Raw genomic sequence first — 23,184 nt, 5'->3', positions numbered from 1 at the left:
ACGACACTCCGACCGCCACAGAACACGACAAGAATCAAGGAACGCCGTGATGCATCCCGACTTGAACCCCAATTCTCATGCCCGCAGCGGGATCAGCCGCAGGATCGGCCGCGTGGTGGCCTTGCTGCTCGTTCCTTTGCTCATGCTGCAACCGGTGATGGCGCAGGCGCCCTCAGGCATGGCGGGCAAGACCGATCAAGCCAAACGTAGCGCCAATGGGGATCTCACCATCAACCTGGTCAACGCCGACATCGCCAGCGCGGTGCAGGCGGTGGCCGCGGCAACTGGGCGCAACTTCATCGTCGATCCGCGGGTGAAGGGCCAGGTCACTATTCAATTCGAAAAACCGGTGCCGCCGCAGAAAGTCTTCCAGGCGCTGCTCACGCAGTTGCGCCTGGCCGGCTTTGCCGTGGTGGAGCATGACGGCGTGTTTCAGGTCGTGCCCGAGGCCGACGCCAAGCTGCAGAGCGGGCCGGTGGGCGTCGGGCTGGCGCCTTCTCGCATTCCCGGTCGTGGCGATCAGGTGGTCACGCAGATCTTCCAGTTGCGCAATGCCTCGGCCAGCAGCCTGCTGCCCGTGTTGCGGCCCCTGATCTCGCCCAACAACACCATCAACGTCAGCCCCTCCGGCAATGCGCTGGTCGTCACCGACTATGCCGACAACCTCAAGCGCATCGCGCGCATCATCGCCGCGCTCGACGTGCCCACCGGCACCGAAGTCACCGTCGTACCGCTGACCTACGCGGTGGCCAGCGATCTGGCGCCCACGTTGCAAAAGCTCATCGACATGCAGACGGTCACCTCGAGCGGCCCGGGCACCCCCGGTGTGCAGGCAGCCGTCGCTGGCAGCGGGGCCATGCGTGCGGTCATCCTGCCGGAGACGGCCAGCAACTCGCTCATCGTGCGGGCCACCAATGGCGCACAACTCGCCGAGATCGAGCAGATGATCCGCCGCCTCGACCGGCCGCAAAATGATCAGGACAACATCCATGTGGTCTATCTGCGCAATGCCAATGCGGCCGATCTGGCGCGCACCCTGCGCGGGGTGCTGGCAGCGCAAGGCACGGGCAGCGCTGCGGGCGGGCAGTCGCAGGTCAAACCGCAGGGGGGATCGCAGTCGATGAGTGGCGGCAGCAACAACAGCAACTCATCTTCTTATGGGTCGTCCGGCGCCACCAGCCCGGGGCTGGGCCAGGCGCCGGAATTCGCCGCCACCAGCAGCGACTCGACGGTAACCTTGCCGCAGGGCGGCACGGTTTATGCCGACAACTCGCTCAATGCCCTCATCATCAACGCGCCGCAGCCGGTTTACATGCAACTGCGCCGGGTGATCGAGCGGCTCGACGTGCGCCGGGCGCAGGTTTATGTCGAGGCGCTGATCGCCGAGGTCGACGCCAACAAGGCGGCGCAACTCGGTATTCAGTGGCAGGCCATCGCCGGCAGCGCGGGCAATCAGAATGCCATCATCGGCGGCAGCAATTACGGCACCGGCGGCTCGAACATCATCAATCTGCAGGCGGCCATTTCCGGCGGCGGCAGTTCGGCGGCAACGGCGCTCGCCAGCGGTTCGCTGGCCATCCCCAATGGCTTGAACATCGGCATTCTGCACAACGTGGCGGGCATGGCCACGTTGGGTCTGCTGGCGAACTTTCTGCAGACGCAGGACGGCGCCAATATTCTTTCCGCGCCCAACCTGATGACCCTCGACAACGAAGAGGCCAAGATCGTTGTCGGCCAGAACGTGCCCTTCGTCACCGGCCAGTATGCGCAAACCGGATCGAGCGCCACCGTCACGCCGTTCCAGACCATCGAGCGCAAGGACGTCGGCCTGACCTTGAAAGTGCGGCCGCAGATTACCGCGGGCGGCGCGATCAAGATGGATGTCTATCAGGAGGTGTCGAGCATTTCCAGCACCACCAACGCGGCGGGCATCATCACCAACAAACGCTCCATCCAGACCGCCGTGCTGGTCAACGACGGCCAGACCATCGTGCTCGGGGGGCTGATGCAGGACAACGTGAGCCAGAACAACAGCAAGATTCCGGGCCTGGGCGACATTCCCGGGCTGGGCGCGCTGTTCCGCTCCAATTCGCGCACGGCGCAGAAGACCGATCTGATGGTGTTCCTGCGGCCTATCGTGGTGCGCACCGAAGATCAGGGCAACGCGCTGAGCCAGCAACGCTACGACACCATGCGCGGCATGCAGGACAGGGCGCAACTGCCCGCGCAGTTCGGCATGCCCGAGATGCCGGGGCCGGTGCTGCCGTCCCTTCAAGGCGATACGGGGGCAGCGCCCACGCCCCCCATGTCGCTGGGCGCAGCCAGCAGCGCTGCCGCGGCGCCCTCGCCCACGTCCCTCGCCATGCCACCCGCTGCGCCCGGTGCAGCCAATGCCCTGCAGAGCCTTCAGGCGAAGAGCAAGGCTGACGCGACCGTGGTGGAACTCGGCTTTTCTCAGCCCCTGGCCGCCCCGCCCACCGCATTCACCTTGAGCGATCCGATTCGGCTGGTGCTCGATTTTCAGGGCGCCCATTCGCAGCTCAGCAGCAAGACCCAGAGCTTTGATCTGGGGCCGCTGCAGTCTGCCAGCGTGGTTGATGACCAGGGCAAGACCCGGGTGATTTTCAACCTGACTCAGACCACGCGCTACGTCACCGAGGTGCAGGGCAAGCAACTGCGCGTCATCCTCACGCCGCAGCACTGAACGACCGCTCGCCATGTCCGTGCGTCATCCCTTGCCCTATACCTTCTGCCGCGACCAGGCGGTGCTGGCCGAAGACGACGGCCAGGGCGTCGAACTCTGGATGTGCGAGGCCACGCGGCCCGCGGCGCTGGCCGAGGTGCAGCGCCAGCATGTGCTGTGCGCGGTGCACCGCACCACCGCTGAAGACCTGCAGGCGCGCATCGGCGCGGCCTACGCTGCCCGCGATGGCAGCGCCGCGTCGGTCATCAGCGAAGTGGAGGGCGACGTCGATCTGGGCCGGCTGATGCAGGACATCCCCGCGGTGGAAGACCTGCTCGAAGCCGCCGACGACGCGCCCATCATCCGCATGCTCAACGTCTTGTTCACCCAGGCCGCGCGCGAAGGGGCTTCGGACATTCACATCGAGCCCTATGAAACCGCTTCGGTGGTGCGCTTTCGCGTGGACGGCACGCTGCGCGAAGTGGTGCGGCCCAACAAGGCGCTGCATGGCGCGCTGATTTCGCGCATCAAGATTCTTTCGCAGCTCGATATCGCCGAAAAGCGTCTGCCTCAGGACGGCCGCATCGCCCTGCGCATCGGCGGCCGCACTCTCGATGTGCGCGTGTCCACCCTGCCTTGCGCGCATGGCGAACGCGCCGTGCTGCGCTTGCTCGACAAATCGGCGGCGCGGCTGAATCTGCGCGCCGTGGGCATGGCGCCCGACATGCTCGACCACTTCGATGCCCTCATTCGCGCGCCGCACGGCATTTTGCTGGTCACCGGCCCGACCGGCAGCGGCAAGACCACCACGCTGTACTCGGCGCTGAGCCGACTCGATGCCAGCACCACCAGCATCATGACGGTGGAAGACCCGATCGAGTACGACCTGCCCGGCATCGGCCAGACGCAGGTCAACGCCCGCATCGACCTCACCTTTGCCCGAGCTCTGCGCGCCATCCTGCGGCAAGACCCCGACGTGGTGATGATCGGCGAAATCCGCGATTTCGAAACCGCGCAGATCGCCATTCAGGCCTCGCTCACCGGTCACCTCGTGCTCGCCACACTCCATACCAACGACTCCGTCTCGGCCGTTACCCGCCTGACCGATATGGGCGTCGAGCCCTTTCTGCTTGCCTCTTCGCTGCTGGGCGTGTTGGCGCAGCGGCTGGTGCGCCAGCTCTGCCCGGCCTGCAAAGTGCCGTCGCCCGACGGCCAGGGTTTCGTGCCTGTGGGTTGCCCCGCGTGCAATCACACCGGCTACACCGGACGCACCGGCGTGTTCGAGCTGTTCGAAGTGGACGACGGTCTGCGCGCCGCCATTCACGCCCGTGCCTCCGAGGCCGAGTTGCGCCGCCTGGCCCAGGCCACGGGGATGCGCAATATGCGCCAGGATGGGCAACGCTATATCGACACCAGCATCACCAGTCTGGCCGAGTTGCTGCGCGTGACGCGTGATTGAATTTCTGCTCCACCATGCCCGCCTACCGTTTCACCGCCCTTGACACCGCAGGCGCCGAACAGTCCGGCGTGCTCGAATCCGACAGCGCCCGCGGCGCCCGTACCCTGTTGCGCAGCCGCGGGCTCATTCCGTTGCAGGTCGAAGGCATTCACGAAGAAGCGGCGCAGGCCAGCGGCCGCCGGTTTGCGCGCCGGGTGTTCAACAACCAGGAACGCACCCTGTTCACCCGCCAGCTCGCGGGCCTGTTGGTGTCTGGCCTGCCGGTGGAGAAAGCCCTTGCCGCCCTGGCCGAAGATGCTGACCGCGCCGAAATCGGCAATCTGCTTTCCAACCTCAAAAGCGAAGTCTCAGCTGGTCACAGCCTGGGCGACGCGCTGGCTCAGTATCCGCGCGAATTCAAGCCCATCTACCGCGCGCTGGTGAGCGCGGGCGAAGATAGCGGCGACCTGGGTCTGGTGATGGAGCGGCTGTCCGACTACCTCGAAGACCAGCAGGCGCTGCGCGGCAAGCTGGTGCAGGCCTTCGCCTATCCGGCCATCGTGGTGCTGGTGGCCGTCACCGTGGTGGTGCTGCTGCTCACCTACGTCGTGCCACAGGTGGTCGGCGTGTTTCAGGGCGCGCACCAGAAGTTGCCGCTGCTCACCCTCGGCCTCATCGCCGTGTCCGATTTCATGCGGGCCTGGGGCTGGCTGATTTTGATCGTGCTCGCGGTTGGCGCCGTCGTGTTCGCGCAGGCCATGAAGCTGCCGGGGCCGCGTCTGGCGTTCGACGCCATGATGCTGCGCAGCCCGCTGTTCGGACGGCTGATCCGCGGCATCAACACCGCGCGTTTCGCCAGCACCTTGGGCATTCTGGGTGCGGCGGGCGTGCCCATCCTGCGCGCGCTGCAGGCCGCTGCAGACACGCTGAGCAACAGCCTGCTCAAGGCCGACGCGGAAGAGGCCATCGCCCTGGTGCGCGAGGGCGCAACGCTGGCGCAGTCGCTGGCGCTGCACAAGCGCTTTCCGCCCGTGCTCATCACCTTCATCCGATTGGGCGAGCAAACCGGCACGCTGCCGCAGATGCTCGACCGCGCCGCGGTGCAGCATGCGCAGGAAGTGCAGCGCCGCGCCATGACCCTGACCACGATTCTGGAGCCGCTGCTCATTCTGGTCATGGGCGGCATGGTGCTGCTCATCGTGCTGGCCGTGATGATGCCCATCATCCAGATGAACAACCTGGTGAAATAAGTCATGCCTGCCGATTTGAACGACCGCCTGGTCGTGGCGATTTCCTCCCGCGCCCTGTTCGATTTCGAGGAGGAGAACCGCGTGTTCGAGCAGGCCGACGACGCTGCCTACATGCGGCTGCAGCTCGACCGGCTGGAGCGCCCGGCGCAGCCCGGCGTGGCGTTCCAACTGGTACGCAAGCTGCTGGCCTTCAACACCAGCGACGCCCAGCGCGACCGGGTGGAAGTGGTGCTGCTGTCGCGTAACGACCCGGTGTCCGGGTTGCGGGTGTTCAATTCCGCCAAACACCACGGCACGCCCATCGAGCGCGGCGTATTCACGCGGGGCCGCGCGCCCTATCAATATCTACACGCTTTGCAGGCCCATCTGTTTCTGTCGGCCGAGCCAGACGATGTTCGCGCTGCGCTGCACGCCGGCTATCCGGCGGCGCAGGTTTACCCCGAGTCGGCGCGTGCGTCCGAGGCGCATCCCGATGAAGTGCGCATCGCCTTCGACGGTGACGCGGTGCTGTTCTCCGACGAAGCTGAGCGCGTTTTCCAGACCGAAGGTCTGCCCGCTTTCCAGCAGCACGAAGCCCGCAAGGCCGCGCTGCCGCTGCCGCCGGGCCCATTCAAGCCCCTGCTCGAAGCCCTGCACCGCCTGCAAAAGGCGAGCGCCGATGGCTCCACCCCCATGCGTCTGCGCACCGCGCTGGTCACCGCGCGCAGCGCTCCGGCGCACGAGCGCGCCGTCCGCACCCTGATGCACTGGAACATCACCATTGATGAAGCCATGTTTCTTGGCGGGCTGGATAAGGGGCCGTTCCTGCGCGAATTTCAGCCCGATTTTTTCTTCGACGACCAAGCGGGACATGTGCAATCCGCCGCGCGTCATGTGCCCTCGGGGCAGGTACACGCCGCAGTCACGCGCAAGTCCTGAAGACCGCTCGGCCCGTGCAGCCGCCGCCTGAAAAAAAGTCGCTGGGCCTCTACCATGCAAAGCTCTGTCACTCGCTGACGACACCCCGAAGGAGACTCGCATGGCCACCACCCATCTGCATGGCAACCCCGTTCCCACCAGCGGTGAATTGCCCGCCAAAGGCAGCAAAGCCCCCGACTTCCGCCTGACCGACAAAGACCTGGCCGACCGCACCCTGGCCGACTTCGCGGGCAAGCGCAAGGTGCTCAACATCTTCCCGTCCATCGACACCCCGACCTGCGCGCAATCTGTGCGCACCTTCAACGCTCGCGCCAGCGACAAGCCCGACACCGTGGTGCTGTGTATCTCGGCCGATCTGCCGTTTGCCCAGGCCCGCTTCTGCGGCGCCGAAGGGCTGGACAAGGTGGTCAACCTCTCGGAAATGCGTGACCGCAGTTTCGCCCAGGCCTACGGCGTGGGCATCGCTGGCGGCCCGCTTGCCGGGCTGTGCGCCCGCGCCGTGGTCGTGCTCGACAAGGACAACACCGTACTGCACACCGAGCTGGTGAACGAAATCGCTCACGAGCCCAACTACGACGCGGCGTTGGCGGCGCTGTAAGGCAGCCGACTCCGCGTGGCGTGTGTTTGCCGCGCGGAGTTTCTAGAATGGTTCTTTTATTCTGCGGAGACAACACATCATGGTCATGCCCACATCCATGTCGGATCGCGACGGAAAAATCTGGATGGACGGCCAGTTGGTGGAGTGGCGTGATGCCAAAGTCCACGTTCTGACCCACACCCTGCACTACGGCTGCGGCGCCTTCGAGGGCGTGCGGGCTTACAAGACCGACCAGGGCACGGCCATCTTCCGCCTGCGCGATCACACCGAGCGCCTGTTCAACAGCGCCAAGATTCTGCGCATGGAGATTCCTTTCACCATCGAGCAGGCTATGCAAGCCCAGATCGACGTGGTCAAGGCCAACGGTTTCGACTCCTGCTACATCCGTCCGCTGACCTGGATCGGCGACAAGAAGCTGGGCGTTTCGCCGCGCGGCAACACCATTCATCTGATGATCGCAGCGTGGCCGTGGGGCGCCTATCTCGGCGAAGAGGGGCTCACGCGCGGCATTCGCGTCAAGACCAGTAGTTACACCCGCCACCATGTGAACATCACCATGTGCAACGCCAAGGCGGTGAGCAATTACACCAACTCCATTCTGGCGAATCTGGAGGTCACGGGCGACGGCTACGACGAAGCGCTGCTGCTCGACCCGCAGGGCTTTGTGAGCGAGGGCGCGGGCGAGAATATTTTCGTCGTGCGCGAAGGCGTGCTCTACACCCCCGATCTTTCTTCGGGCGCGCTCAACGGCATCACGCGCAAAACCGTGTTCGCCATCTGCGAAGACCTAGGCCTGACCATCAAGGAAAAGCGCATCACCCGCGACGAGGTTTACATCGCTGACGAAGCCTTCTTTACCGGCACGGCGGCCGAAGTCACCCCCATCCGCGAGCTCGACGGCGTCACCCTCGGCCCTGGGTATCGCGGCCCGATCACCGAGCGCATCCAGAATGCTTTTTTCGACATCGTCGGCGGCCGCAATCCCAAGTACGCAGGCTGGCTGTCTGCGGTTTGACGACGAATCCCTCACTGATCGAGACCCGCCTATGAGCGCCATTCCCAAGCCCGACATGCCCGTGGTCGAACTCAAAGCCAAGGATCTGCCGGCCTACTGTCCCAATCCTAGTATGCCGATCTGGAGCAGCCATCCGCGCGTATTCATCGACGTGACGCACGGCGAAGCGGCCTGCCCTTACTGCGGCACCCGCTACCGTCTGGCCGAAGGCGAAGTGGTGCACGGCCATTGAGTGCACGTCCGGCATGACCCGTGTTCTGCTGATCGCCCCGCAGTGGATCGGCGACGCGGTGATGGCCCAGCCCTTGGTGGCTTTGCTGGCTGCCCGAGGCGAGCAGATCAGCGCGATAGGGCTGCCCGGCGTGGCTCCGGTATTGCGGGCCATGCCGGGGGTGAGCGAGGTCATCGAGGCGCCGTTCGCGCATGGTCAGCTCGATTTCGCGCTACGCAGGCGCATCGCAAAGCCATTGCGTGGTGCGGGTTTCCAGCGGGCCTACATCCTCGGCAACAACCTCAAGTCGCGCCTGGTGCCGTGGCTGGCACGCATACCGCAGCGCATTGGCTATACCGGCGAAGCACGCGGACTGCTACTGACCGATCGGTTTGAGGCGGACGAGCCCGCTCGGGTGAGAGCAGCCTCCGAGCCGATGGCGCTGTCGCCCGTGTCCTGCCGCGTTCCCCGGCCGCAGAGTCAGGGCCGACCGGACATGCGCGAACATTACGCCGCGCTGGCGCAGGTTGACGGCGCGTCCAGCCCGGTTTCGATTCCGGAGCCGACCCTGCACATTTCTCCAGACGAGGCCGAGGCGGTGCGCCGCCGGTTCGGTCTGCCGCCGCGCTGGATTGCCCTCTGCCCCGGCGCGGAATACGGCCCGGCCAAGCAATGGCCGGTCGCGCACTATGCCGCCTTAGCCATCCAGGCGCGACAAGCCGGTTATGCCGTTGCCGTGCTCGGCGCCCCGCGGGATGCTGCGGCCGGAGCCGAGATTGCCACGCAGGCGCCGGGCAGCGTGAATCTTTGCGGCGCCACGCGGTTGGCAGACGCCATTGCCTTGCTCGCCAGTTGCAGCGGTGCGGTGAGTAACGATTCCGGTTTGATGCATGTGGCCGCCGCACTGCAGCGCCCGACCGTGGGGGTGTACGGCTCGACCGATCCGCGCCACACGCCTCCTGCGGCACATCACAGTGCAACGCTCTGGCTGCACCTCGATTGCAGTCCGTGTTTTCAACGCACCTGCCCGCTTGGGCATCTGGACTGCCTCAAACACATCTCGCCCGATGCGGTCTGGTGTGAGCTGGCGCGACTGATGTCTGCTGCCGCACCCCATTGAGTGCTCAGGCGCTCAATGCCAGAGCAGCACAACCGCAATCGCAATCCAGCCCAGCGTAAAGTTGAGCACCACCAAGGGGTGAATCTGCTCCAGCGCGCGGCCCAGCGCGGGCCAATCCTGCCTGGAAGCGGCCTGGCCCGCGCGGCGGAACGGTGCATAGTAAATGTGTGCAAAGACCGCCATCATCACCAGGCCGATGCCCAGCATCGCATGCCAGCCCACGGGGGCCTGGGCGAAACCGACCTGCAGCATGATGATCAATCCCGAAATCAAAATCACCGCGATGCTGAGCCAGACGAGAGGGAAGAAGCGCTGCAGTGTCGCCAGCATGAACTGCGGGCGCACAGGCGGTTGAAGCAGGGCGAAAGCGGCGGGCCGCATGGCAAACAGAATGAACGCCATACCACCCATCCAGATGACCGCGGCGACAAGATGTAAAAAGACCAGCAGAGCCGTCATGAAAGTTCCCGAAATTGGATGAAATGCGCGCTTGCACAAATTGAGGTCAGTGGCGACGCGGCTGTCAAGCGAAATGACAGAACGTTGACTCGACACAATGTTAGATGCAGCCGCACGAAAAAAGCTGGTGCTGTATCGACTTTCCCCTATACTCTCGCCGTTTGACCTTCACGCCAATTGTTACCCGTCGCAACAACCGCCGCTGCAATCCGCAGCGGGCTGCGCAGATTGGTGGAAGCGTTTTAACCCAAGTTCAACTCGTGGACTGCCGATACGGCCGTCCACAAAGCTGACCAGAGTGTTTTTGCCTTGAACCCAACTGTGCCATCCATCGACCCCTGGAAAGACGAGCAAGACGTGCCGTCGGCTGCGCCCATGACGCGCGCCGAAGTGCAGAGCTTGCTTCTGCGCAAGCCGCAGGTGTCCGTTTGGCGCGTGGTGGCGCTGCAGGCCGTGGTCGGCCTGGCCGTGGCCTTGGTGAGCGGGTTTTTTGCGGCGGGCAAGCTCTCGGTCGTGTGGTCTGCCCTGTATGGCGCGGCCATCATCGCCGTGCCCTCTGCGCTGTTTGCCCTATCCATTCAGCTCTGGCTGTCCAAATTGAAGCCCGGCGTGGCGGTTTACGGTTTTGCGCTGGGTGAGTTGTTGAAAATCGGTTTGACCATCGTGCTTCTGTTTTTTGCGCCGCGCATCGTGCAGCCCCTCAGTTGGGCCGCGATGCTGATCGCCGTCGTCGTGACCTTGCAGGTGTACTGGGTCGCCCTGATTCTGCGCGGCAAGAAATCGAGTTGCGCAGCCTGATCCATTCCAGTCGTGCCGCGCAGGCGGCCCTCCTCAAAATAGTCGACCATGTCCGCAGAACAACACACCATCACCGCAGGCGAGTACATCGTTCACCACCTGACGCAATGGACCAGTGGTCCGCGTACCGGGGTGGTTGACTTTGGCATCGTCGACATCGATTCCCTTTTCTTCTCCGTGCTGCTGGGCGTGATTGCGTGCTACGTGCTGTGGCGCGTCGCAAAAAACATGACCAGCGGCAAACCGGGCAGGCTTCAGGCTGCGGTCGAGTTTCTGGTTGAGTTCGTGGACGAGCAGGCGCGCGGCATTGTGCGCAATGCCAAGTCGCGCGAATTCGTGGCTCCGCTGGCGTTCATCTCGTTCGTCTGGATCGTGATGATGAACCTCATGGATCTGCTGCCCGTCGATCTGTTACCCCGCCTCTGGCAAACCGCGGGCGCCGCGACCGGCCACGACCCGGAGCATATGTATTTGCGTGTGGTGCCTACGGCCGACCTGTCGATCGCCCTGGGCATGTCGATCACCATTTTGTTGCTGAGCCTGTACTACGGCATCAAGATCAAGGGCATTGGCGGTTGGGTGCATGAATTGTTCACCGCTCCGTTTGGCAACCATTTCCTGCTCTGGCCGCTGAACTTCGCCATGCAGTTGCTCGAATATTTGGCAAAAACCCTCTCGCATGGCATGCGGTTGTTCGGCAACCTTTACGCCGAAGAAATTCTGTTCATGATCATCGCGCTCATGGGGGCTGCCGGCCTGAGCAGCTTGACAGGCTGGGCACTGTTCTTCGGCAACATTGCAGCCGGTCTGGCCTGGTCGATCTTCAGTCTGCTGGTCATCGTGCTGCAGGGTTTCATTTTCATGATGCTGACTCTGGTTTACATCGGTCAGGCGCATGATCACCATTGATCGGTTTTGATTAGTTTCCTTTTTTTCTGATTTCTTTTTTCTTCACCACTTCAACTCACTAGGAGCAAGCATGGAACACGTTCTCGGATATGTCGCACTGGCCGCAGGTCTGATCATTGGTCTGGGCGCCAACGGCGCTTGTATCGGCATCGGCATCATGGGCAGCAAATATCTCGAATCCGCCGCACGTCAGCCCGAGCTGATGAACGAACTGCAAACCAAGATGTTCCTGCTGGCCGGTCTGATCGACGCGGCCTTCCTGATCGGTGTCGGTCTGGCCATGATGTTCACCTTCGCCAACCCGTTCGTTCTGAAGTAAGCCACGCTTGACTCCAGCAACGATCTGTTCACCCATCTGAAGCAAAGGTTAGCGCCATGCATCTGGACGCAACACTCATTGCGCAGATCATCGTTTTCTTGCTGCTGGCGTGGTTCACGAAGAAATTCGTGTGGCCCCCCATCACCAAGGCCCTCGATGAACGCGCAACAAAAATCGCCGACGGTCTGGCTGCCGCCGATCGCGCCAAGTCTGAACTCGCCTCGGCCAATCGCAAGGTCGAGGAAGAACTTGCCCGCTCGCATCAAGAGAGCGCGGGACGCCTGGCTGACGCCGAGCGTCGTGCGCAGGCCGTGATCGAAGAGGCGCGCAAGAAGGCCGAGGAGGTCGCAGCCAACATCGTGGCGCAGGCCAAGTCAGAGGCTGATCAGCAGGCGGTCAAGGCGCGCGAGCAATTGCGTGACCAGGTGGCAGCGCTGGCAGTCAAGGGTGCCGAGGCCATTCTGCATCGCGAGATCAATCCGCAGGTGCATGCCGATCTGCTGAACCGGCTCAAGGCCGAGCTGTAATCGGAGTGCGCCATGGCTGAACTCGCCACTATTGCCCGTCCTTACGCCGAAGCCGCTTTTGCCGCTGTGCGCGAATCCGGTATTCCGTCCGCGCAAGCGGCAGACGCCTTGGACCAGATCGCCCAGATTGCTGCCGATCCCGCTTTGCGCGAGGTGATGGGCAGCCCGAAGGTTTCCGCGCGGCAACTCGCCGATCTGGTTCTGGGTGCTCTGCCGGGAACCGTTGCTCCTGTGCTGAAAAATCTGGTCGAGATGCTCGCCGAAAACCGGCGTTTCGCCGCAGTCGGGCAGATCGCCGAGCAGTTCCGTGTGCTCAAGGACGAGGCCGAAGGCAAGGTCGAGGCCGTGGTGTCCAGTGCGTTCCCGCTGGAAGGCGAGGCGCTCGACAGCTTGCTGCAGGCGCTCGAACGCAAATACGGCCGCAAGCTGCACGCCACTGTGGAAATCGATCCGTCGCTCATCGGGGGGGTGCGTGTCGCTGTAGGCGACGAAGTGCTCGACACCTCGGTTCGCGCCCGGCTGGAGCAGATGAAAGTCGCTCTCACCGCTTAAAGTCTTAGAGGCTCCCATGCAACTCAATCCCGCAGAAATTTCCGAACTCATCAAGAGCCGCATCGAAGGTCTGGGCGCCAGCGCCAATATCCGCAACGAGGGCACGGTCGTGTCCCTCACCGACGGTATTGCGCGGGTGCACGGGCTGTCCGACGTGATGCAGGGCGAAATGCTCGAATTCCCGAACAACACCTTTGGCCTGGCGCTCAACCTCGAGCGTGATTCGGTCGGGGTGGTGATTCTGGGCCCTTACGAGCAAATCTCAGAAGGTGACACGGTCAAGTGCACCGGCGAGATTCTTTCCGTGCCGGTCGGCCCCGAGCTCATCGGCCGCGTGGTCAACACCCTGGGTGTGCCCATCGACGGCAAGGGACCGGTGGAAACCAAGCAACTCGATCCGATCGAAAAGATCGCCCCTGGCGTGATCTGGCGGCAATCCGTGTCGCAGCCGGTGCAGACGGGTATCAAGGCGATCGACGCCATGGTGCCCGTCGGTCGCGGCCAGCGCGAGCTGATCATCGGCGACCGCCAGACCGGCAAGACCGCGGTGGCCGTCGACTCGATCATCAGCCAGAAGGGCAAAGACCTGATCTGTATCTATGTGGCGATCGGCCAGAAGGCCTCGACCATCGCCAACGTGGTGCGCAAGTTGCAGGAGTTCGGCGCGATGGAATACACCATCGTCGTCGCGGCCTCCGCCTCGGACTCGGCCGCCATGCAGTACCTGGCGCCTTACGCCGGCTGCACCATGGGCGAATACTTCCGCGACCGCGGTCAGGACGCACTGGTGATCTATGACGATCTGACCAAGCAGGCCTGGGCCTATCGCCAGATCTCGCTGCTGCTGCGCCGTCCGCCGGGCCGTGAAGCCTACCCTGGCGACGTGTTCTACCTGCACAGCCGCCTGCTGGAACGCGCCGCCCGCGTCAGCGAGGCGTATGTCGAGAAGTTCACCAACGGCGCGGTCAAGGGCAAGACGGGTTCGCTCACCGCCTTGCCCATCATCGAAACCCAGGCTGGCGACGTGTCCGCCTTCGTGCCGACCAATGTGATTTCGATTACCGACGGCCAGATCTTCCTCGAAACCGATCTGTTCAACGCCGGTGTGCGTCCCGCCATCAACGCGGGTGTTTCGGTGTCGCGGGTGGGTGGTGCGGCGCAGACCAAGATCATCAAGAAGCTCTCGGGCGGTATTCGTACCGACTTGGCCCAGTATCGCGAACTGGCTGCGTTCGCGCAGTTTGCTTCCGACCTGGACGAAGCGACCCGCAAGCAGCTCGAGCGCGGCCGCCGAGTGGTCGAATTGCTGAAGCAGCCTCAGTATCAGCCGGCGCAGGTCTGGCAGATGGCGGCATCGCTCTACGCGGTGAACAACGGCTATCTTGACGACATCGAAGTCAAGCAGGTTCTGCCGTTTGAAAAGGGCCTGCACGATCATCTGCAGACCAAGCACGCCGCCTTGGTGCAAAGCATCGAATCTTCCAAGGATCTGTCCAAGGATGATGAAGCCAAGCTCAAGGAAGCGATCGCCGAATTCAAGAAAAACGGTGCGTACTAATTCATTCCACGAAAACGGACGGAGCTGGGCAAGGATGTTTTCGCCCAGACTGACCCAGGAGTAATTCAATGGCTGGAATGAAAGAAGTACGCGTCAAGATCAAGAGCGTGCAAAACACGCGCAAGATCACCAAGGCGATGGAAATGGTGGCGGCCTCCAAGATGCGCAAGGCGCAGGAGCGCATGCGCGCAGCCCGCCCGTATGGCGACACGGTGCGTGTCATCGCGGGTCACCTGCGCCAGGCGAATCCGGAATACACCCATCCTTTCCTGATCAAACGTGAGCCGATCAAGCGCGTCGGTTTGATTTTGGTGACCACTGACAAGGGGCTGTGCGGAGGGCTGAACACCAATATCACCCGCATGGCTCTGGGCAAAATCAAGGAATGGCAGGCCGATGGCGTGCAGATCGAGTGCTGCGCCATTGGCAACAAGGGCCTGCAATTCCTGCAGCGTTTAGGCATGAATCTCACGTCGCACGCGGTACAGCTTGGCGACAAGCCGCATCTTGAAAAGTTGATCGGCCCCGTAAAAATCATGCTCGACGCCTACCAAGACGGCAAACTCGACGCGGTGTATCTGGGCTTCAGCCGCTTCGTCAACACCATGAAGCAGGCGCCGGAAATCGAGCCGCTCGTACCGCTCCCCGCGCACGCGCTGACGGCCAAGGCTGGAGATGAAAAGTCCCATAGCTGGGATTACATCTACGAGCCCGACGCCAAGCCGGTGATCGATGCGCTGTTGGTGCGCTATATCGAGGCACTGATTTATCAGGCGGTGGCAGAGAACATGGCGTGCGAGCAGTCCGCCCGCATGGTGGCGATGAAGTCCGCCTCGGACAACGCCAAGAGCGTGATCGGTGAGTTGCAGCTCGTCTACAACAAGAGCCGACAGGCAGCCATTACCAAAGAACTTTCGGAAATCGTGAGCGGAGCCGCCGCGGTGTGAACCCCGGCTAACCGAATTGAAACCATTGGAGAGCAATATGACGACGGCTCAAGCGCAAGGCAAAATCGTTCAGTGCATCGGCGCTGTGATCGATATCGAATTTCCCCGCAATGCCATTCCCAAGGTGTACGACGCCTTGGTGTTGGCGGACAACAACGCCAGCAGTCTGGCAGAAAGCGGCCTCACTTTCGAGGTGCAGCAGCAGATCGGTGACGGCGTGGTGCGCACCATTGCCATGGGCTCCAGCGATGGCCTGCGTCGGGGCATGCTGGTCAACAACACCGGCCATTCCATTCAGGTCCCGGTGGGGCCGGCGGTGCTGGGTCGCATCATGGACGTGCTGGGCCGCCCCATCGACGAAGCCGGTCCCATCGCCACCGAAGAGCGCCGCTCGATTCACCAGTCGGCGCCGAAGTTCGATGACCTGTCCCCTTCGGTCGACCTGCTCGAAACCGGCATCAAGGTGATCGACCTGGTCTGCCCCTTCGCCAAGGGCGGCAAGGTCGGCCTGTTCGGCGGTGCCGGCGTGGGCAAGACCGTGAACATGATGGAACTCATCAACAACATCGCCAAGCAGCACAGCGGTCTGTCGGTGTTTGCCGGCGTGGGGGAACGCACCCGCGAAGGCAACGACTTCTATCACGAAATGAAGGACTCGAACGTGCTCGACAAGGTCGGCATGGTGTTCGGTCAGATGAACGAGCCCCCGGGCAACCGCCTGCGCGTCGCGCTCACCGGCCTGACCATGGCCGAGCGTTTCCGCGATGAGGGCCGCGACATCCTGTTCTTCGTCGACAACATCTACCGCTACACCCTGGCCGGCACCGAGGTGTCGGCTCTGCTGGGCCGCATGCCGTCCGCCGTGGGCTATCAGCCGACGCTGGCCGACGAAATGGGCAAGCTGCAGGAGCGCATCACCTCCACCAAGACCGGCTCGATCACCTCCATTCAGGCCGTGTACGTGCCGGCGGACGATTTGACCGACCCGTCGCCCGCAACCACCTTCAACCACCTCGACGCCACCGTGGTGCTGAGCCGCGACATCGCCTCGCTGGGCATCTACCCGGCGGTCGATCCGCTGGATTCCACCAGCCGTCAGATCGACCCCAACGTCATCGGCGAAGAGCACTACTCCACCACCCGCGCGGTGCAGGGCATTCTGCAACGCTACAAGGAACTGCGCGACATCATCGCCATTCTGGGCATGGACGAACTCTCGCCGGAAGACAAGCAGGCTGTGGCCCGCGCCCGCAAAATCCAGCGTTTCCTGTCGCAGCCCTTCCACGTGGCCGAAGTGTTCACCGGCTCGCCCGGCAAGTATGTGCCGCTGAAGGAAACCATCCGCGGCTTCAAGATGATCGTCAACGGCGAATGCGACGCCCTGCCCGAGCAGGCGTTCTACATGGTCGGCACTATCGACGAAGTCTTCGAGAAGGCCAAGAAACTCAACTAAGCCAGCGAGCTTGAAGCGATCCAATTCGGCCGACGACGCAAAAGACCGTCGGCCGGAGCCTGAAACCGCATCACGTTCCGGATTGAAGCCATGAACACCATCCATGTCGACGTCGTCAGCGCCGAAGAATCCATCTTCTCCGGCGAAGCCCGTTTCGTCGCCCTTCCGGGCGAGTCAGGTGAACTGGGCATTCTGCCCGGCCACACCCCGTTGATCACCCGTATCAAGCCGGGCTCGGTGCGAATCGAGTTGGCCGAAGCCAACGCCACAGGCGGCAAGGAAGAGTTCATCTTTGTCGCAGGCGGCATTCTTGAAGTGCAGCCCAAGAGGGTGACCGTGCTCGCGGACACCGCCATTCGGGGAAAAGATCTCGACGAGGCCAAGGCCAACGAGGCGCTCAAGGCCGCGCAAGACGCGCGCGCGCATGCCAAAGAAGTGCAAGACGTCGCTGTGGTGGAAGGCGAACTCGCCATGCTGGCCGCCCAGCTCGCGGCGATCCGCAGGCTTCGCGGCCGAGCGCACTGAGAGCCCCCAGGGCCGGGCTGCGCCCAGCCCGCCACCGTGGGGGGCAAGCAAACTTGGGACGGCCCTACGTTTCCTTGAGTTTGATTGTGTCAACCGTTGCAAAAGAACAGCCCGCTCATGCGGGCTGTTTTGTTTTGCGCTTCGCCGCCGTTACGATGAACTGGATGCGAGCAATGTGGAGTCGGTGAATGAGCGCAGGTGGGGGCGTATGGACGACAGCCCAAGGAGGTCGGGACAGCAGGCAGCGCCTGCCTGGCTCTGCGCTCGCCGTTGCACTGCTGCTGGGATTGGCCTTAGCGGGCTGCGCCAGTGCGCCGCAGCGCAGCGCCTCGAGCGGGGCGCCAATCAATGCGCAGGAGGGGTGCCACGCTCCACCGCCCAATCTGCGGGCGGCCTACAACCGCACTTATACCGTGCGGGGCCGCAGCTACAGCCCCTTGCGCAACGCTGACGGTTACGACGAAGTAGGCATCGCCTCCTGGTACGGCTGGGAGTCGGGCACCACCACGTCGATGGGCACGCGTTTCAACCCGCGAGACTTTTCGGCCGCCAGCCGCGTCTTGCCGCTGCCAACCTGCGTTCAGGTAACCAATCTCGACAACGGTCTGAGCGCCCTGGTGCTGGTCAATGATCGGGGTCCGTTTGTCAGCGGACGTTTGCTCGATTTGTCGATGGGCGCAGCGCAGGCTCTGGGCGTGACCCGAACGGGCACGGCGCGGGTGCGCATCGTGGCCCTGCCCGAGGGGGCCAACGCCCCCTTGCAAATCGCGCAGGCGGCCACGCCGCAGCCGTCGTCGCAAACTGGGTCGGCGCCTGTCGTGAGCCAGCCATCTACTTCCTTGTCGGATCAGCCCGCGTTTGCGCCGCAGCAGTTCGCTGCGGCGCCCGCCACGCAGGCGCCGTCGATGCCAACGCCCGGGGCGAGCTTGCCCCAGCAGGCGCCAGAGCCTGCGCCCATCGAAGTGCAGACGCTGCCGCCGCTTACGCCCGCCTCATTGTCAACCTCTGTGCCGGCCGTCTCTGACCCACAGGCTGCGTTGCCTGCCGCTGCCGCCAGCGCTCAGCCGCCAATGCCGCAGCCTGCGTTGAACCTGCCCGCAAACTCCGCTTCACCGCAAAACTATGTGCAGACTGGCGCATTCACGCTGCAAGCCAATGCCGAGGCGGAAAAAGCGCGTCTGCAGGCCGCAGGCATCGACGACGTATTGGTGGTGCCCGGCTATATCCGGGGTCAGACGTTCTACCGTGTGCAGATCGGACCGATCACAGGCGCCACACCGGATGCCACGCTAGTGCAGAAATTACAGGGACTGGGATTGAGCGGCTACTCCGTGGTGCAGCAGTAGCGACACACTTCCTGCCTCCAAGACCACAAATGAAAAACGCACCCGAAGGTGCGTGCAAACCGCGTGCAAGCGTTTGAATTACTTCTTGCGCAGGCATTCGCTCATGAATTTTTTACGCTCTTCGCCTTTCATGCCTTTGGCCTTGGCATCTTTGCTGCAGAACGACATCTTCTCTTGCTGCGGGGTCAGCTTCTTTTCGCCGGCAGCGGCTTTTTGTTCTGTCTTGCGTTCGGGCTTGGCGGCTTCTTTGCTGGCAGGCTTGGCAGTTTCGGTAGCTGCGGCGGGCTTGCTGGCCAGGCACTCTTTCATGAAGGTCTTGCGGGCCTCGCCGGTCTTGCCGGTGGCTTCCTTGTTGCATTGGGCCATGCGGCTTTGCTGCGGTGTGCCTTGCGCTTGAGAGAGCGCGGGCAGGGCCATCAGGCCCAGGGCGAGACCGAGGGTGGCGATCAGTTTTTTCATCATTCCTCCAAGTTGTGTTGTGACCGGACCGCAGTAGGCGGTTGTGCGATCAAGCCGTGCAACGAAAGGTTGCAAACCGGCAATTCATTACACCATACGGTTGGGCGGGCGCGAAGAACGGCAACAGACCCATAAAATGCCGACTTTGCGTCTTCACAACATTCCCATAATGATCGAATTCACCGCGCGGTTGACCACGGCGCTGCAACAAGCGGCAACGGCCTTGCAGCCCGAGTTTTCAGACTCTATCGAACTCAGCCGTCCGCGCAGCGACGATCATGGCGAATTGGCCAGCAATCTGGCGATGCAACTGGCCAAACCGCTCAAACGCAACCCGCGCGATGTCGCTCAGCAAATCATCGATGCGTTGCGCACAAATGCTGACTTGGCCGAGGGCATCGCCCGCACTGAAATCGCCGGACCCGGATTCATCAACTTTCACCTCCATCCTGCGGTGCTGCAGCAGGTGATTGTGGAAGTCGAGCAGGGTGCGGCGAAGTTCGGGCATTCCCGTGCGGGGCGCGAGCAGCCCATGCTGGTGGAGTTTGTTTCGGCCAATCCGACCGGGCCGTTGCATGTGGGACATGGTCGCCAGGGGGCGTTGGGCGATGCCATTGCCGCTGTCTTGACCACTCAAGGGTGGGCGGTGCAGCGCGAGTTTTATTACAACGACGCCGGGGTGCAGATCCAGACGCTTGCGCTGTCGGTTCAGGCCAGGGCGCGTGGGTACAAGCCAGGTGATGCGCAATGGCCCGAGTCGGCCTACAACGGCGACTACATCGCCGACATTGCGCGGGACTTTCTGGCGTGTGAATCGGTACCAGACGACCAGGGTCAGCCCATCGTGGCCAATGGTCAAGCCGACGATCTGGACAATATCCGCCGTTTTGCCGTGGCCTACCTGCGCCGCGAGCAGGATCTCGATCTCAAGACTTTCGGCATTCGGTTCGACAACTATTACCTCGAATCCAGCCTCTACACCGATGGCCGGGTGGAAGACGCGGTGCAGCGCTTGCAGGCCTCGGGCCACACCTACGAGCAGGACGGCGCGCTGTGGTTGCGCACGACGCAATACGGTGACGACAAGGACCGCGTGATGCGCAAGTCCGACGGCACCTACACCTATTTCGTTCCCGATGTGGCCTACCACCTGGCCAAATGGCAGCGCGGGTTTCATCGCGCGGTGAACATTCAGGGCTCGGATCATCACGGCACCATCGCGCGGGTGCGCGCCGGGCTGCAGGCGCTCGACCTCGGCATACCCACCGGCTATCCCGACTATGTGCTGCACAAAATGGTCACGGTGATGCGGGGCGGGCAGGAGGTGAAAATCTCCAAGCGCGCGGGCAGCTATGTGACCGTGCGCGACCTGATTGAATGGTCGGGCGGCGTGCGCGACGACATGAGCGACGAGCAGCGTCAGGCGGCTTTGCAGCGAGGGCGAGACGCCGTGCGCTTTTTTCTGGTCTCGCGCAAAGCCGATACCGAATTCGTGTTCGACGTCGATCTGGCCCTGGCGCAAAGCGACGAAAACCCGGTTTACTACGTGCAATATGCCCACGCCCGGGTGAACTCGGTGTTCGAGCAATGGGCCGCCCGAGCCCCGCAAGAGGCCGCGCAGCCCGCGCTCATCGAGCAAGCCGACTTGTCGCTGCTGATCGCCCCGCGCGAACGAGCGCTGCAACTCACGCTTGCGCGCTATCCGCAAGTCCTGGCCGCAGCGGCACAGGAACTGGCGCCGCATCAGGTGGCCTTCTATCTGCGCGATCTGGCTGCCGATTTCCACGCTTTCTACAACGCCGAACGCGTGCTGGTCGACGAACTTCCCCTGCGGCATGCGCGCCTGCGGCTGCTGCGCGCCGTACGTCAGGTGATGCACAATGCACTGGCCGTGCTCGGCGTGAGCGCGCCGCAGCGCATGTAAGCGTCACGGCGCGTCCGCAGGGCTCCATCGACAACGCACACTCCTGTCTTCCATGTCTAAACGCACCACACTTCGCGGCCAGTTCGGCGGCACCGTGATCGGCCTGATCGCCGGCCTGGTCATCGGCCTGGGTATCGCACTCGGCGTTGCCCTCTACATCACCAAGGCGCCGCTGCCCTTCATGAATCGATTCCAGGAGCGCCCCGCCAGTGCGGCTTCCGGGGCCAGCAACTGGAATCCCAATCAGGGCTTGAGTGGCGCAACCGCAGCGCCGCCTGCGGGCAGCGGTTCCATGCCCGTGACGGTGGCGAGCAAGCCGCTGTCTCCTCAGGCGCTGGCCAAACTGGGGCAGCCCGCTGCGGGGGCCTCACAGGCGGCACTCGCGCCGACGACGGAAGGCGCGACAACCCCGGCCGCCCCAACCAAACCGGCCGCCCAAAGCCCCGTGCAGTATGTGCTGCAGGTCGGGGCGTACAGCACGCGCGAAGACGCCGAGCGTCAGCGCGCCAAGGTGGCTCTGATCGGTCAGGAGGCGCATGTGGACGAGCGCGTTGTCAACGGGCGCACCCTCTATCGCGTTCGAGTGGGGCCATTCACCTCGGCGCAGCAGGCCGAGCAGACGCAGAAACTTCTGGGCGATAACGGGGTTCAAACCGCCCTGATGCGCACCGGTTCATAAAACCCTATTCAGATCTTCAAACCAAAGGACGACTCATGTTTCAACGCTGGCTTACCGTGGTGTTCATGGTGTTTTCAATGGGCTTTCTTGCTGCGGGCGCGCAGGCGCAGACGCCCGCCAAGAGCAGCCCCTTCAACGAGGGTTTTGCCTACAACCGTCTGGCTGTGCCGCAGCCGGTGAGCCCGTCGGACAAAATCGTGGTGTACGAGTTTTTCTGGTACGACTGCCCGCACTGCGCCGACTTCGATCCCCTGCTCGAAGCCTGGCAGAAAAAACTGCCCGCCGGAGTGGTGCTCGAGCGCGTGCCCGTCGCTTTTTCTCCCCAGTTCGTGCCGCAACAGCACCTCTACTACGCACTGAAGGCGCTGGGCAAGCTCGACGATGCGATGCAGGCCAAGATTTTCAATGCCATCCACAAACAGCACATTCCTCTGGGCACGGCCGATCAGATGGCCAACTGGCTGGCACAGCAGGGCATTTCCAAAAAAGCGTTCCTGGATGCCTACAACTCGTTCGGCGTGAATGCGCAAGTCCGGCAGGCCACGCAAATGGTGACGGACTATCAGATCAGCGGGGTGCCGACCATGGCGGTTCAGGGCACCTACACCACTTCTGCGGCGCTGCCTGAAGCCAATAACAACAAGAAGGTGCTCGAGGTCGTGGACTACCTGATCAAGAAGGTGCAGGCGGAGAAGAAGTAAGCGCGTCGCCCTGCCACATCTCAACACTGCCCGCATACAGCGGGCAGTGTTTTTTGAGCCCCGCAAAATTGCTGCGAAATCGCCTGAACTGGCCCTAGAATGGCCCGACTAAAGCAAAACCCATGCCGATGAAACGAGTGGCCCGAATCCTGTTGTTGACCCTGCTGTGTGCGCCGAGCCTGGCGCTGCCCGTGCTTGCGGCGCAGACCGACCGGAACCAGCCGATTCACATCGAGGCCGACGCCATGCGCTACGACGACGTGCACCAGACCAGTGTGTTCACCGGCAACGTGGTTGTCACCAAGGGTTCTCTGGTGCTGCGCGCCGCCACGGTCGATGTGCGCCAGGCGCCGGACGGCTATCAGTACGCGACGGCGATCGCCGCGCCGGGCCAGTTGGCTACCTTCCAGCAACAACTCGATACCGCGCCCGGCCAGCCCACGCAAACCATGGACGGCGCCGCGCAGCGCATCGAATACGACGGCAAGACCGATGTAGTGACGCTGCGTGGCCAGGCCATGCTCAGCCGACTGATCGACGGCAAGCTGGCCGACCGCAGCCAGGGCAATGTGATTGCCTACAACCAGATCACCGATGTGTTCACCGTCGAAGGCGGTGCGCAGGGCGCCACGGCCACCAACCCTGGAGGGCGGGTGCGGGTGATGTTGACGCCGCAGCCCGCCGCCCCGTCCGCGCCGACGGCGCCCAAATCGCCTCCCGCGCTCAAAGTCGCCCCGAAGCTGGGGACACAGCCTTGAGCGTCCAGCCGCATTCCGCTGGACAGACCGTGGTGCG

At 63.2% G+C, this 23,184-nt stretch carries 24 protein-coding genes; 22 read left to right on the top strand and 2 right to left on the bottom strand.

Annotated features, from left to right (window positions below; genetic code table 11):
• The first annotated feature begins 49 nt into the window (after positions 1-49).
• The 8 genes from gspD (at position 50) to waaF (ending at position 9,233) form a co-directional block, all read left to right on the top strand.
• The gene (gspD, locus tag THI_RS15305) at positions 50-2,704 is read left to right on the top strand and encodes a type II secretion system secretin GspD (protein WP_013107167.1); all 2,655 of its coding nucleotides are present in this window, start codon (positions 50-52) and stop codon (positions 2,702-2,704) included.
• Between the two features lie 13 nt (positions 2,705-2,717).
• The gene (gspE, locus tag THI_RS15300) at positions 2,718-4,142 is read left to right on the top strand and encodes a type II secretion system ATPase GspE (RefSeq protein ID WP_013107166.1); all 1,425 of its coding nucleotides are present in this window, start codon (positions 2,718-2,720) and stop codon (positions 4,140-4,142) included.
• A gap of 14 nt (positions 4,143-4,156) precedes the next feature.
• Positions 4,157-5,371 carry a type II secretion system inner membrane protein GspF gene (gene gspF, locus THI_RS15295; protein ID WP_013107165.1) on the top strand — a complete coding sequence of 405 codons (1,215 nt, stop codon included), beginning with the start codon at positions 4,157-4,159 and terminating at the stop codon, positions 5,369-5,371.
• 3 nt (positions 5,372-5,374) lie between these two features.
• Positions 5,375-6,289, top strand: coding sequence for a 5'-nucleotidase (locus tag THI_RS15290; protein ID WP_013107164.1), 915 nt, complete (start codon positions 5,375-5,377; stop codon positions 6,287-6,289).
• A gap of 100 nt (positions 6,290-6,389) precedes the next feature.
• Complete coding sequence (tpx, locus tag THI_RS15285) at positions 6,390-6,887, top strand: thiol peroxidase (protein ID WP_013107163.1); 498 nt, start codon at positions 6,390-6,392, stop codon at positions 6,885-6,887.
• 79 nt (positions 6,888-6,966) lie between these two features.
• Positions 6,967-7,902, top strand: a complete 936-nt coding sequence (locus THI_RS15280) for a branched-chain amino acid transaminase (protein WP_013107162.1) — start codon at positions 6,967-6,969, stop codon at positions 7,900-7,902.
• 31 nt (positions 7,903-7,933) lie between these two features.
• On the top strand, positions 7,934-8,134 hold the full coding sequence (locus THI_RS15275) for a zinc-finger domain-containing protein (protein WP_013107161.1): 201 nt from the start codon (positions 7,934-7,936) through the stop codon (positions 8,132-8,134).
• 13 nt (positions 8,135-8,147) lie between these two features.
• Positions 8,148-9,233 (top strand): lipopolysaccharide heptosyltransferase II, encoded by a 1,086-nt coding sequence (gene waaF, locus THI_RS15270; protein ID WP_013107160.1) that lies wholly within the window; start codon positions 8,148-8,150, stop codon positions 9,231-9,233.
• A gap of 12 nt (positions 9,234-9,245) precedes the next feature.
• On the opposite strand, the gene THI_RS15265 is transcribed toward waaF, so the two are convergent.
• On the bottom strand, positions 9,246-9,692 hold the full coding sequence (locus THI_RS15265) for a CopD family protein (RefSeq protein WP_013107159.1): 447 nt from the start codon (positions 9,690-9,692) through the stop codon (positions 9,246-9,248).
• A gap of 309 nt (positions 9,693-10,001) precedes the next feature.
• Between THI_RS15265 and THI_RS15260 the strand changes: the two genes are divergently transcribed.
• From THI_RS15260 to THI_RS15215, 10 genes are all read left to right on the top strand, one after another.
• On the top strand, positions 10,002-10,490 hold the full coding sequence (locus tag THI_RS15260; protein WP_013107158.1) for an ATP synthase subunit I: 489 nt from the start codon (positions 10,002-10,004) through the stop codon (positions 10,488-10,490).
• A gap of 48 nt (positions 10,491-10,538) precedes the next feature.
• Positions 10,539-11,399 (top strand): F0F1 ATP synthase subunit A, encoded by an 861-nt coding sequence (gene atpB, locus THI_RS15255; protein WP_013107157.1) that lies wholly within the window; start codon positions 10,539-10,541, stop codon positions 11,397-11,399.
• A 70-nt stretch (positions 11,400-11,469) separates the two neighbouring features.
• Positions 11,470-11,718, top strand: coding sequence for a F0F1 ATP synthase subunit C (gene atpE, locus THI_RS15250; protein WP_013107156.1), 249 nt, complete (start codon positions 11,470-11,472; stop codon positions 11,716-11,718).
• Positions 11,719-11,774: 56 nt separating this feature from the next.
• Positions 11,775-12,245: a F0F1 ATP synthase subunit B gene (locus THI_RS15245; protein ID WP_013107155.1), complete on the top strand. Its 471-nt coding sequence runs from the start codon at positions 11,775-11,777 to the stop codon at positions 12,243-12,245.
• A 12-nt stretch (positions 12,246-12,257) separates the two neighbouring features.
• Complete coding sequence (locus THI_RS15240) at positions 12,258-12,797, top strand: F0F1 ATP synthase subunit delta (RefSeq protein WP_013107154.1); 540 nt, start codon at positions 12,258-12,260, stop codon at positions 12,795-12,797.
• 16 nt (positions 12,798-12,813) lie between these two features.
• The gene (gene atpA / locus THI_RS15235; protein ID WP_013107153.1) at positions 12,814-14,355 is read left to right on the top strand and encodes a F0F1 ATP synthase subunit alpha; all 1,542 of its coding nucleotides are present in this window, start codon (positions 12,814-12,816) and stop codon (positions 14,353-14,355) included.
• Between the two features lie 68 nt (positions 14,356-14,423).
• Positions 14,424-15,302: a F0F1 ATP synthase subunit gamma gene (gene atpG, locus THI_RS15230; RefSeq protein ID WP_013107152.1), complete on the top strand. Its 879-nt coding sequence runs from the start codon at positions 14,424-14,426 to the stop codon at positions 15,300-15,302.
• Positions 15,303-15,339: 37 nt separating this feature from the next.
• Positions 15,340-16,755 (top strand): F0F1 ATP synthase subunit beta, encoded by a 1,416-nt coding sequence (gene atpD / locus THI_RS15225; RefSeq protein ID WP_013107151.1) that lies wholly within the window; start codon positions 15,340-15,342, stop codon positions 16,753-16,755.
• Between the two features lie 90 nt (positions 16,756-16,845).
• Positions 16,846-17,280, top strand: a complete 435-nt coding sequence (locus THI_RS15220) for a F0F1 ATP synthase subunit epsilon (protein WP_013107150.1) — start codon at positions 16,846-16,848, stop codon at positions 17,278-17,280.
• Positions 17,281-17,468: 188 nt separating this feature from the next.
• Positions 17,469-18,626 carry a septal ring lytic transglycosylase RlpA family protein gene (locus tag THI_RS15215; protein ID WP_013107149.1) on the top strand — a complete coding sequence of 386 codons (1,158 nt, stop codon included), beginning with the start codon at positions 17,469-17,471 and terminating at the stop codon, positions 18,624-18,626.
• A gap of 78 nt (positions 18,627-18,704) precedes the next feature.
• Here the strand turns inward: THI_RS15215 and THI_RS15210 are convergent, their stop codons facing one another.
• Positions 18,705-19,043 carry a PsiF family protein gene (locus THI_RS15210; protein WP_407830062.1) on the bottom strand — a complete coding sequence of 113 codons (339 nt, stop codon included), beginning with the start codon at positions 19,041-19,043 and terminating at the stop codon, positions 18,705-18,707.
• A gap of 211 nt (positions 19,044-19,254) precedes the next feature.
• Between THI_RS15210 and argS the strand changes: the two genes are divergently transcribed.
• The 4 genes from argS (at position 19,255) to lptA (ending at position 23,147) form a co-directional block, all read left to right on the top strand.
• Entirely contained in the window at positions 19,255-21,009 is a 1,755-nt protein-coding gene (argS, locus tag THI_RS15205) for an arginine--tRNA ligase (protein WP_013107147.1), read from the top strand.
• A 52-nt stretch (positions 21,010-21,061) separates the two neighbouring features.
• Entirely contained in the window at positions 21,062-21,688 is a 627-nt protein-coding gene (locus tag THI_RS15200; RefSeq protein WP_013107146.1) for a peptidoglycan-binding protein, read from the top strand.
• A 35-nt stretch (positions 21,689-21,723) separates the two neighbouring features.
• Positions 21,724-22,389, top strand: coding sequence for a thiol:disulfide interchange protein DsbA/DsbL (locus THI_RS15195; RefSeq protein WP_013107145.1), 666 nt, complete (start codon positions 21,724-21,726; stop codon positions 22,387-22,389).
• A gap of 122 nt (positions 22,390-22,511) precedes the next feature.
• Complete coding sequence (lptA, locus tag THI_RS15190) at positions 22,512-23,147, top strand: lipopolysaccharide transport periplasmic protein LptA (protein ID WP_013107144.1); 636 nt, start codon at positions 22,512-22,514, stop codon at positions 23,145-23,147.
• Positions 23,148-23,184: the final 37 nt, after the last annotated feature.

It is taken from the genome of Thiomonas arsenitoxydans (assembly GCF_000253115.1).
In the GTDB taxonomy this organism is placed as follows: Bacteria; Pseudomonadota; Gammaproteobacteria; order Burkholderiales; family Burkholderiaceae_C; genus Thiomonas; species Thiomonas arsenitoxydans.
Note: the sequence above shows the minus strand (reverse complement) of the source record. Positions and strands in the feature narration are given on the sequence as shown.

What these genes read in the sequence shown, in the direction of transcription:
- gspD (WP_013107167.1), top strand. Translation starts at nt 50, where the DNA reads ATGCATCCCGACTTGAACCCCAATTCTCATGCCCGCAGCGGGATCAGC.
- gspE (WP_013107166.1), top strand. Translation starts at nt 2,718, where the DNA reads ATGTCCGTGCGTCATCCCTTGCCCTATACCTTCTGCCGCGACCAGGCG.
- gspF (WP_013107165.1), top strand. Translation starts at nt 4,157, where the DNA reads ATGCCCGCCTACCGTTTCACCGCCCTTGACACCGCAGGCGCCGAACAG.
- THI_RS15290 (WP_013107164.1), top strand. Translation starts at nt 5,375, where the DNA reads ATGCCTGCCGATTTGAACGACCGCCTGGTCGTGGCGATTTCCTCCCGC.
- tpx (WP_013107163.1), top strand. Translation starts at nt 6,390, where the DNA reads ATGGCCACCACCCATCTGCATGGCAACCCCGTTCCCACCAGCGGTGAA.
- THI_RS15280 (WP_013107162.1), top strand. Translation starts at nt 6,967, where the DNA reads ATGGTCATGCCCACATCCATGTCGGATCGCGACGGAAAAATCTGGATG.
- THI_RS15275 (WP_013107161.1), top strand. Translation starts at nt 7,934, where the DNA reads ATGAGCGCCATTCCCAAGCCCGACATGCCCGTGGTCGAACTCAAAGCC.
- waaF (WP_013107160.1), top strand. Translation starts at nt 8,148, where the DNA reads ATGACCCGTGTTCTGCTGATCGCCCCGCAGTGGATCGGCGACGCGGTG.
- THI_RS15265 (WP_013107159.1), bottom strand. Translation starts at nt 9,692, where the DNA reads ATGACGGCTCTGCTGGTCTTTTTACATCTTGTCGCCGCGGTCATCTGG.
- atpB (WP_013107157.1), top strand. Translation starts at nt 10,539, where the DNA reads ATGTCCGCAGAACAACACACCATCACCGCAGGCGAGTACATCGTTCAC.
- atpE (WP_013107156.1), top strand. Translation starts at nt 11,470, where the DNA reads ATGGAACACGTTCTCGGATATGTCGCACTGGCCGCAGGTCTGATCATT.
- THI_RS15245 (WP_013107155.1), top strand. Translation starts at nt 11,775, where the DNA reads ATGCATCTGGACGCAACACTCATTGCGCAGATCATCGTTTTCTTGCTG.
- THI_RS15240 (WP_013107154.1), top strand. Translation starts at nt 12,258, where the DNA reads ATGGCTGAACTCGCCACTATTGCCCGTCCTTACGCCGAAGCCGCTTTT.
- atpA (WP_013107153.1), top strand. Translation starts at nt 12,814, where the DNA reads ATGCAACTCAATCCCGCAGAAATTTCCGAACTCATCAAGAGCCGCATC.
- atpG (WP_013107152.1), top strand. Translation starts at nt 14,424, where the DNA reads ATGGCTGGAATGAAAGAAGTACGCGTCAAGATCAAGAGCGTGCAAAAC.
- atpD (WP_013107151.1), top strand. Translation starts at nt 15,340, where the DNA reads ATGACGACGGCTCAAGCGCAAGGCAAAATCGTTCAGTGCATCGGCGCT.
- THI_RS15220 (WP_013107150.1), top strand. Translation starts at nt 16,846, where the DNA reads ATGAACACCATCCATGTCGACGTCGTCAGCGCCGAAGAATCCATCTTC.
- THI_RS15215 (WP_013107149.1), top strand. Translation starts at nt 17,469, where the DNA reads ATGAGCGCAGGTGGGGGCGTATGGACGACAGCCCAAGGAGGTCGGGAC.
- THI_RS15210 (WP_407830062.1), bottom strand. Translation starts at nt 19,043, where the DNA reads ATGGCCCTGCCCGCGCTCTCTCAAGCGCAAGGCACACCGCAGCAAAGC.
- argS (WP_013107147.1), top strand. Translation starts at nt 19,255, where the DNA reads ATGATCGAATTCACCGCGCGGTTGACCACGGCGCTGCAACAAGCGGCA.
- THI_RS15200 (WP_013107146.1), top strand. Translation starts at nt 21,062, where the DNA reads ATGTCTAAACGCACCACACTTCGCGGCCAGTTCGGCGGCACCGTGATC.
- THI_RS15195 (WP_013107145.1), top strand. Translation starts at nt 21,724, where the DNA reads ATGTTTCAACGCTGGCTTACCGTGGTGTTCATGGTGTTTTCAATGGGC.
- lptA (WP_013107144.1), top strand. Translation starts at nt 22,512, where the DNA reads ATGCCGATGAAACGAGTGGCCCGAATCCTGTTGTTGACCCTGCTGTGT.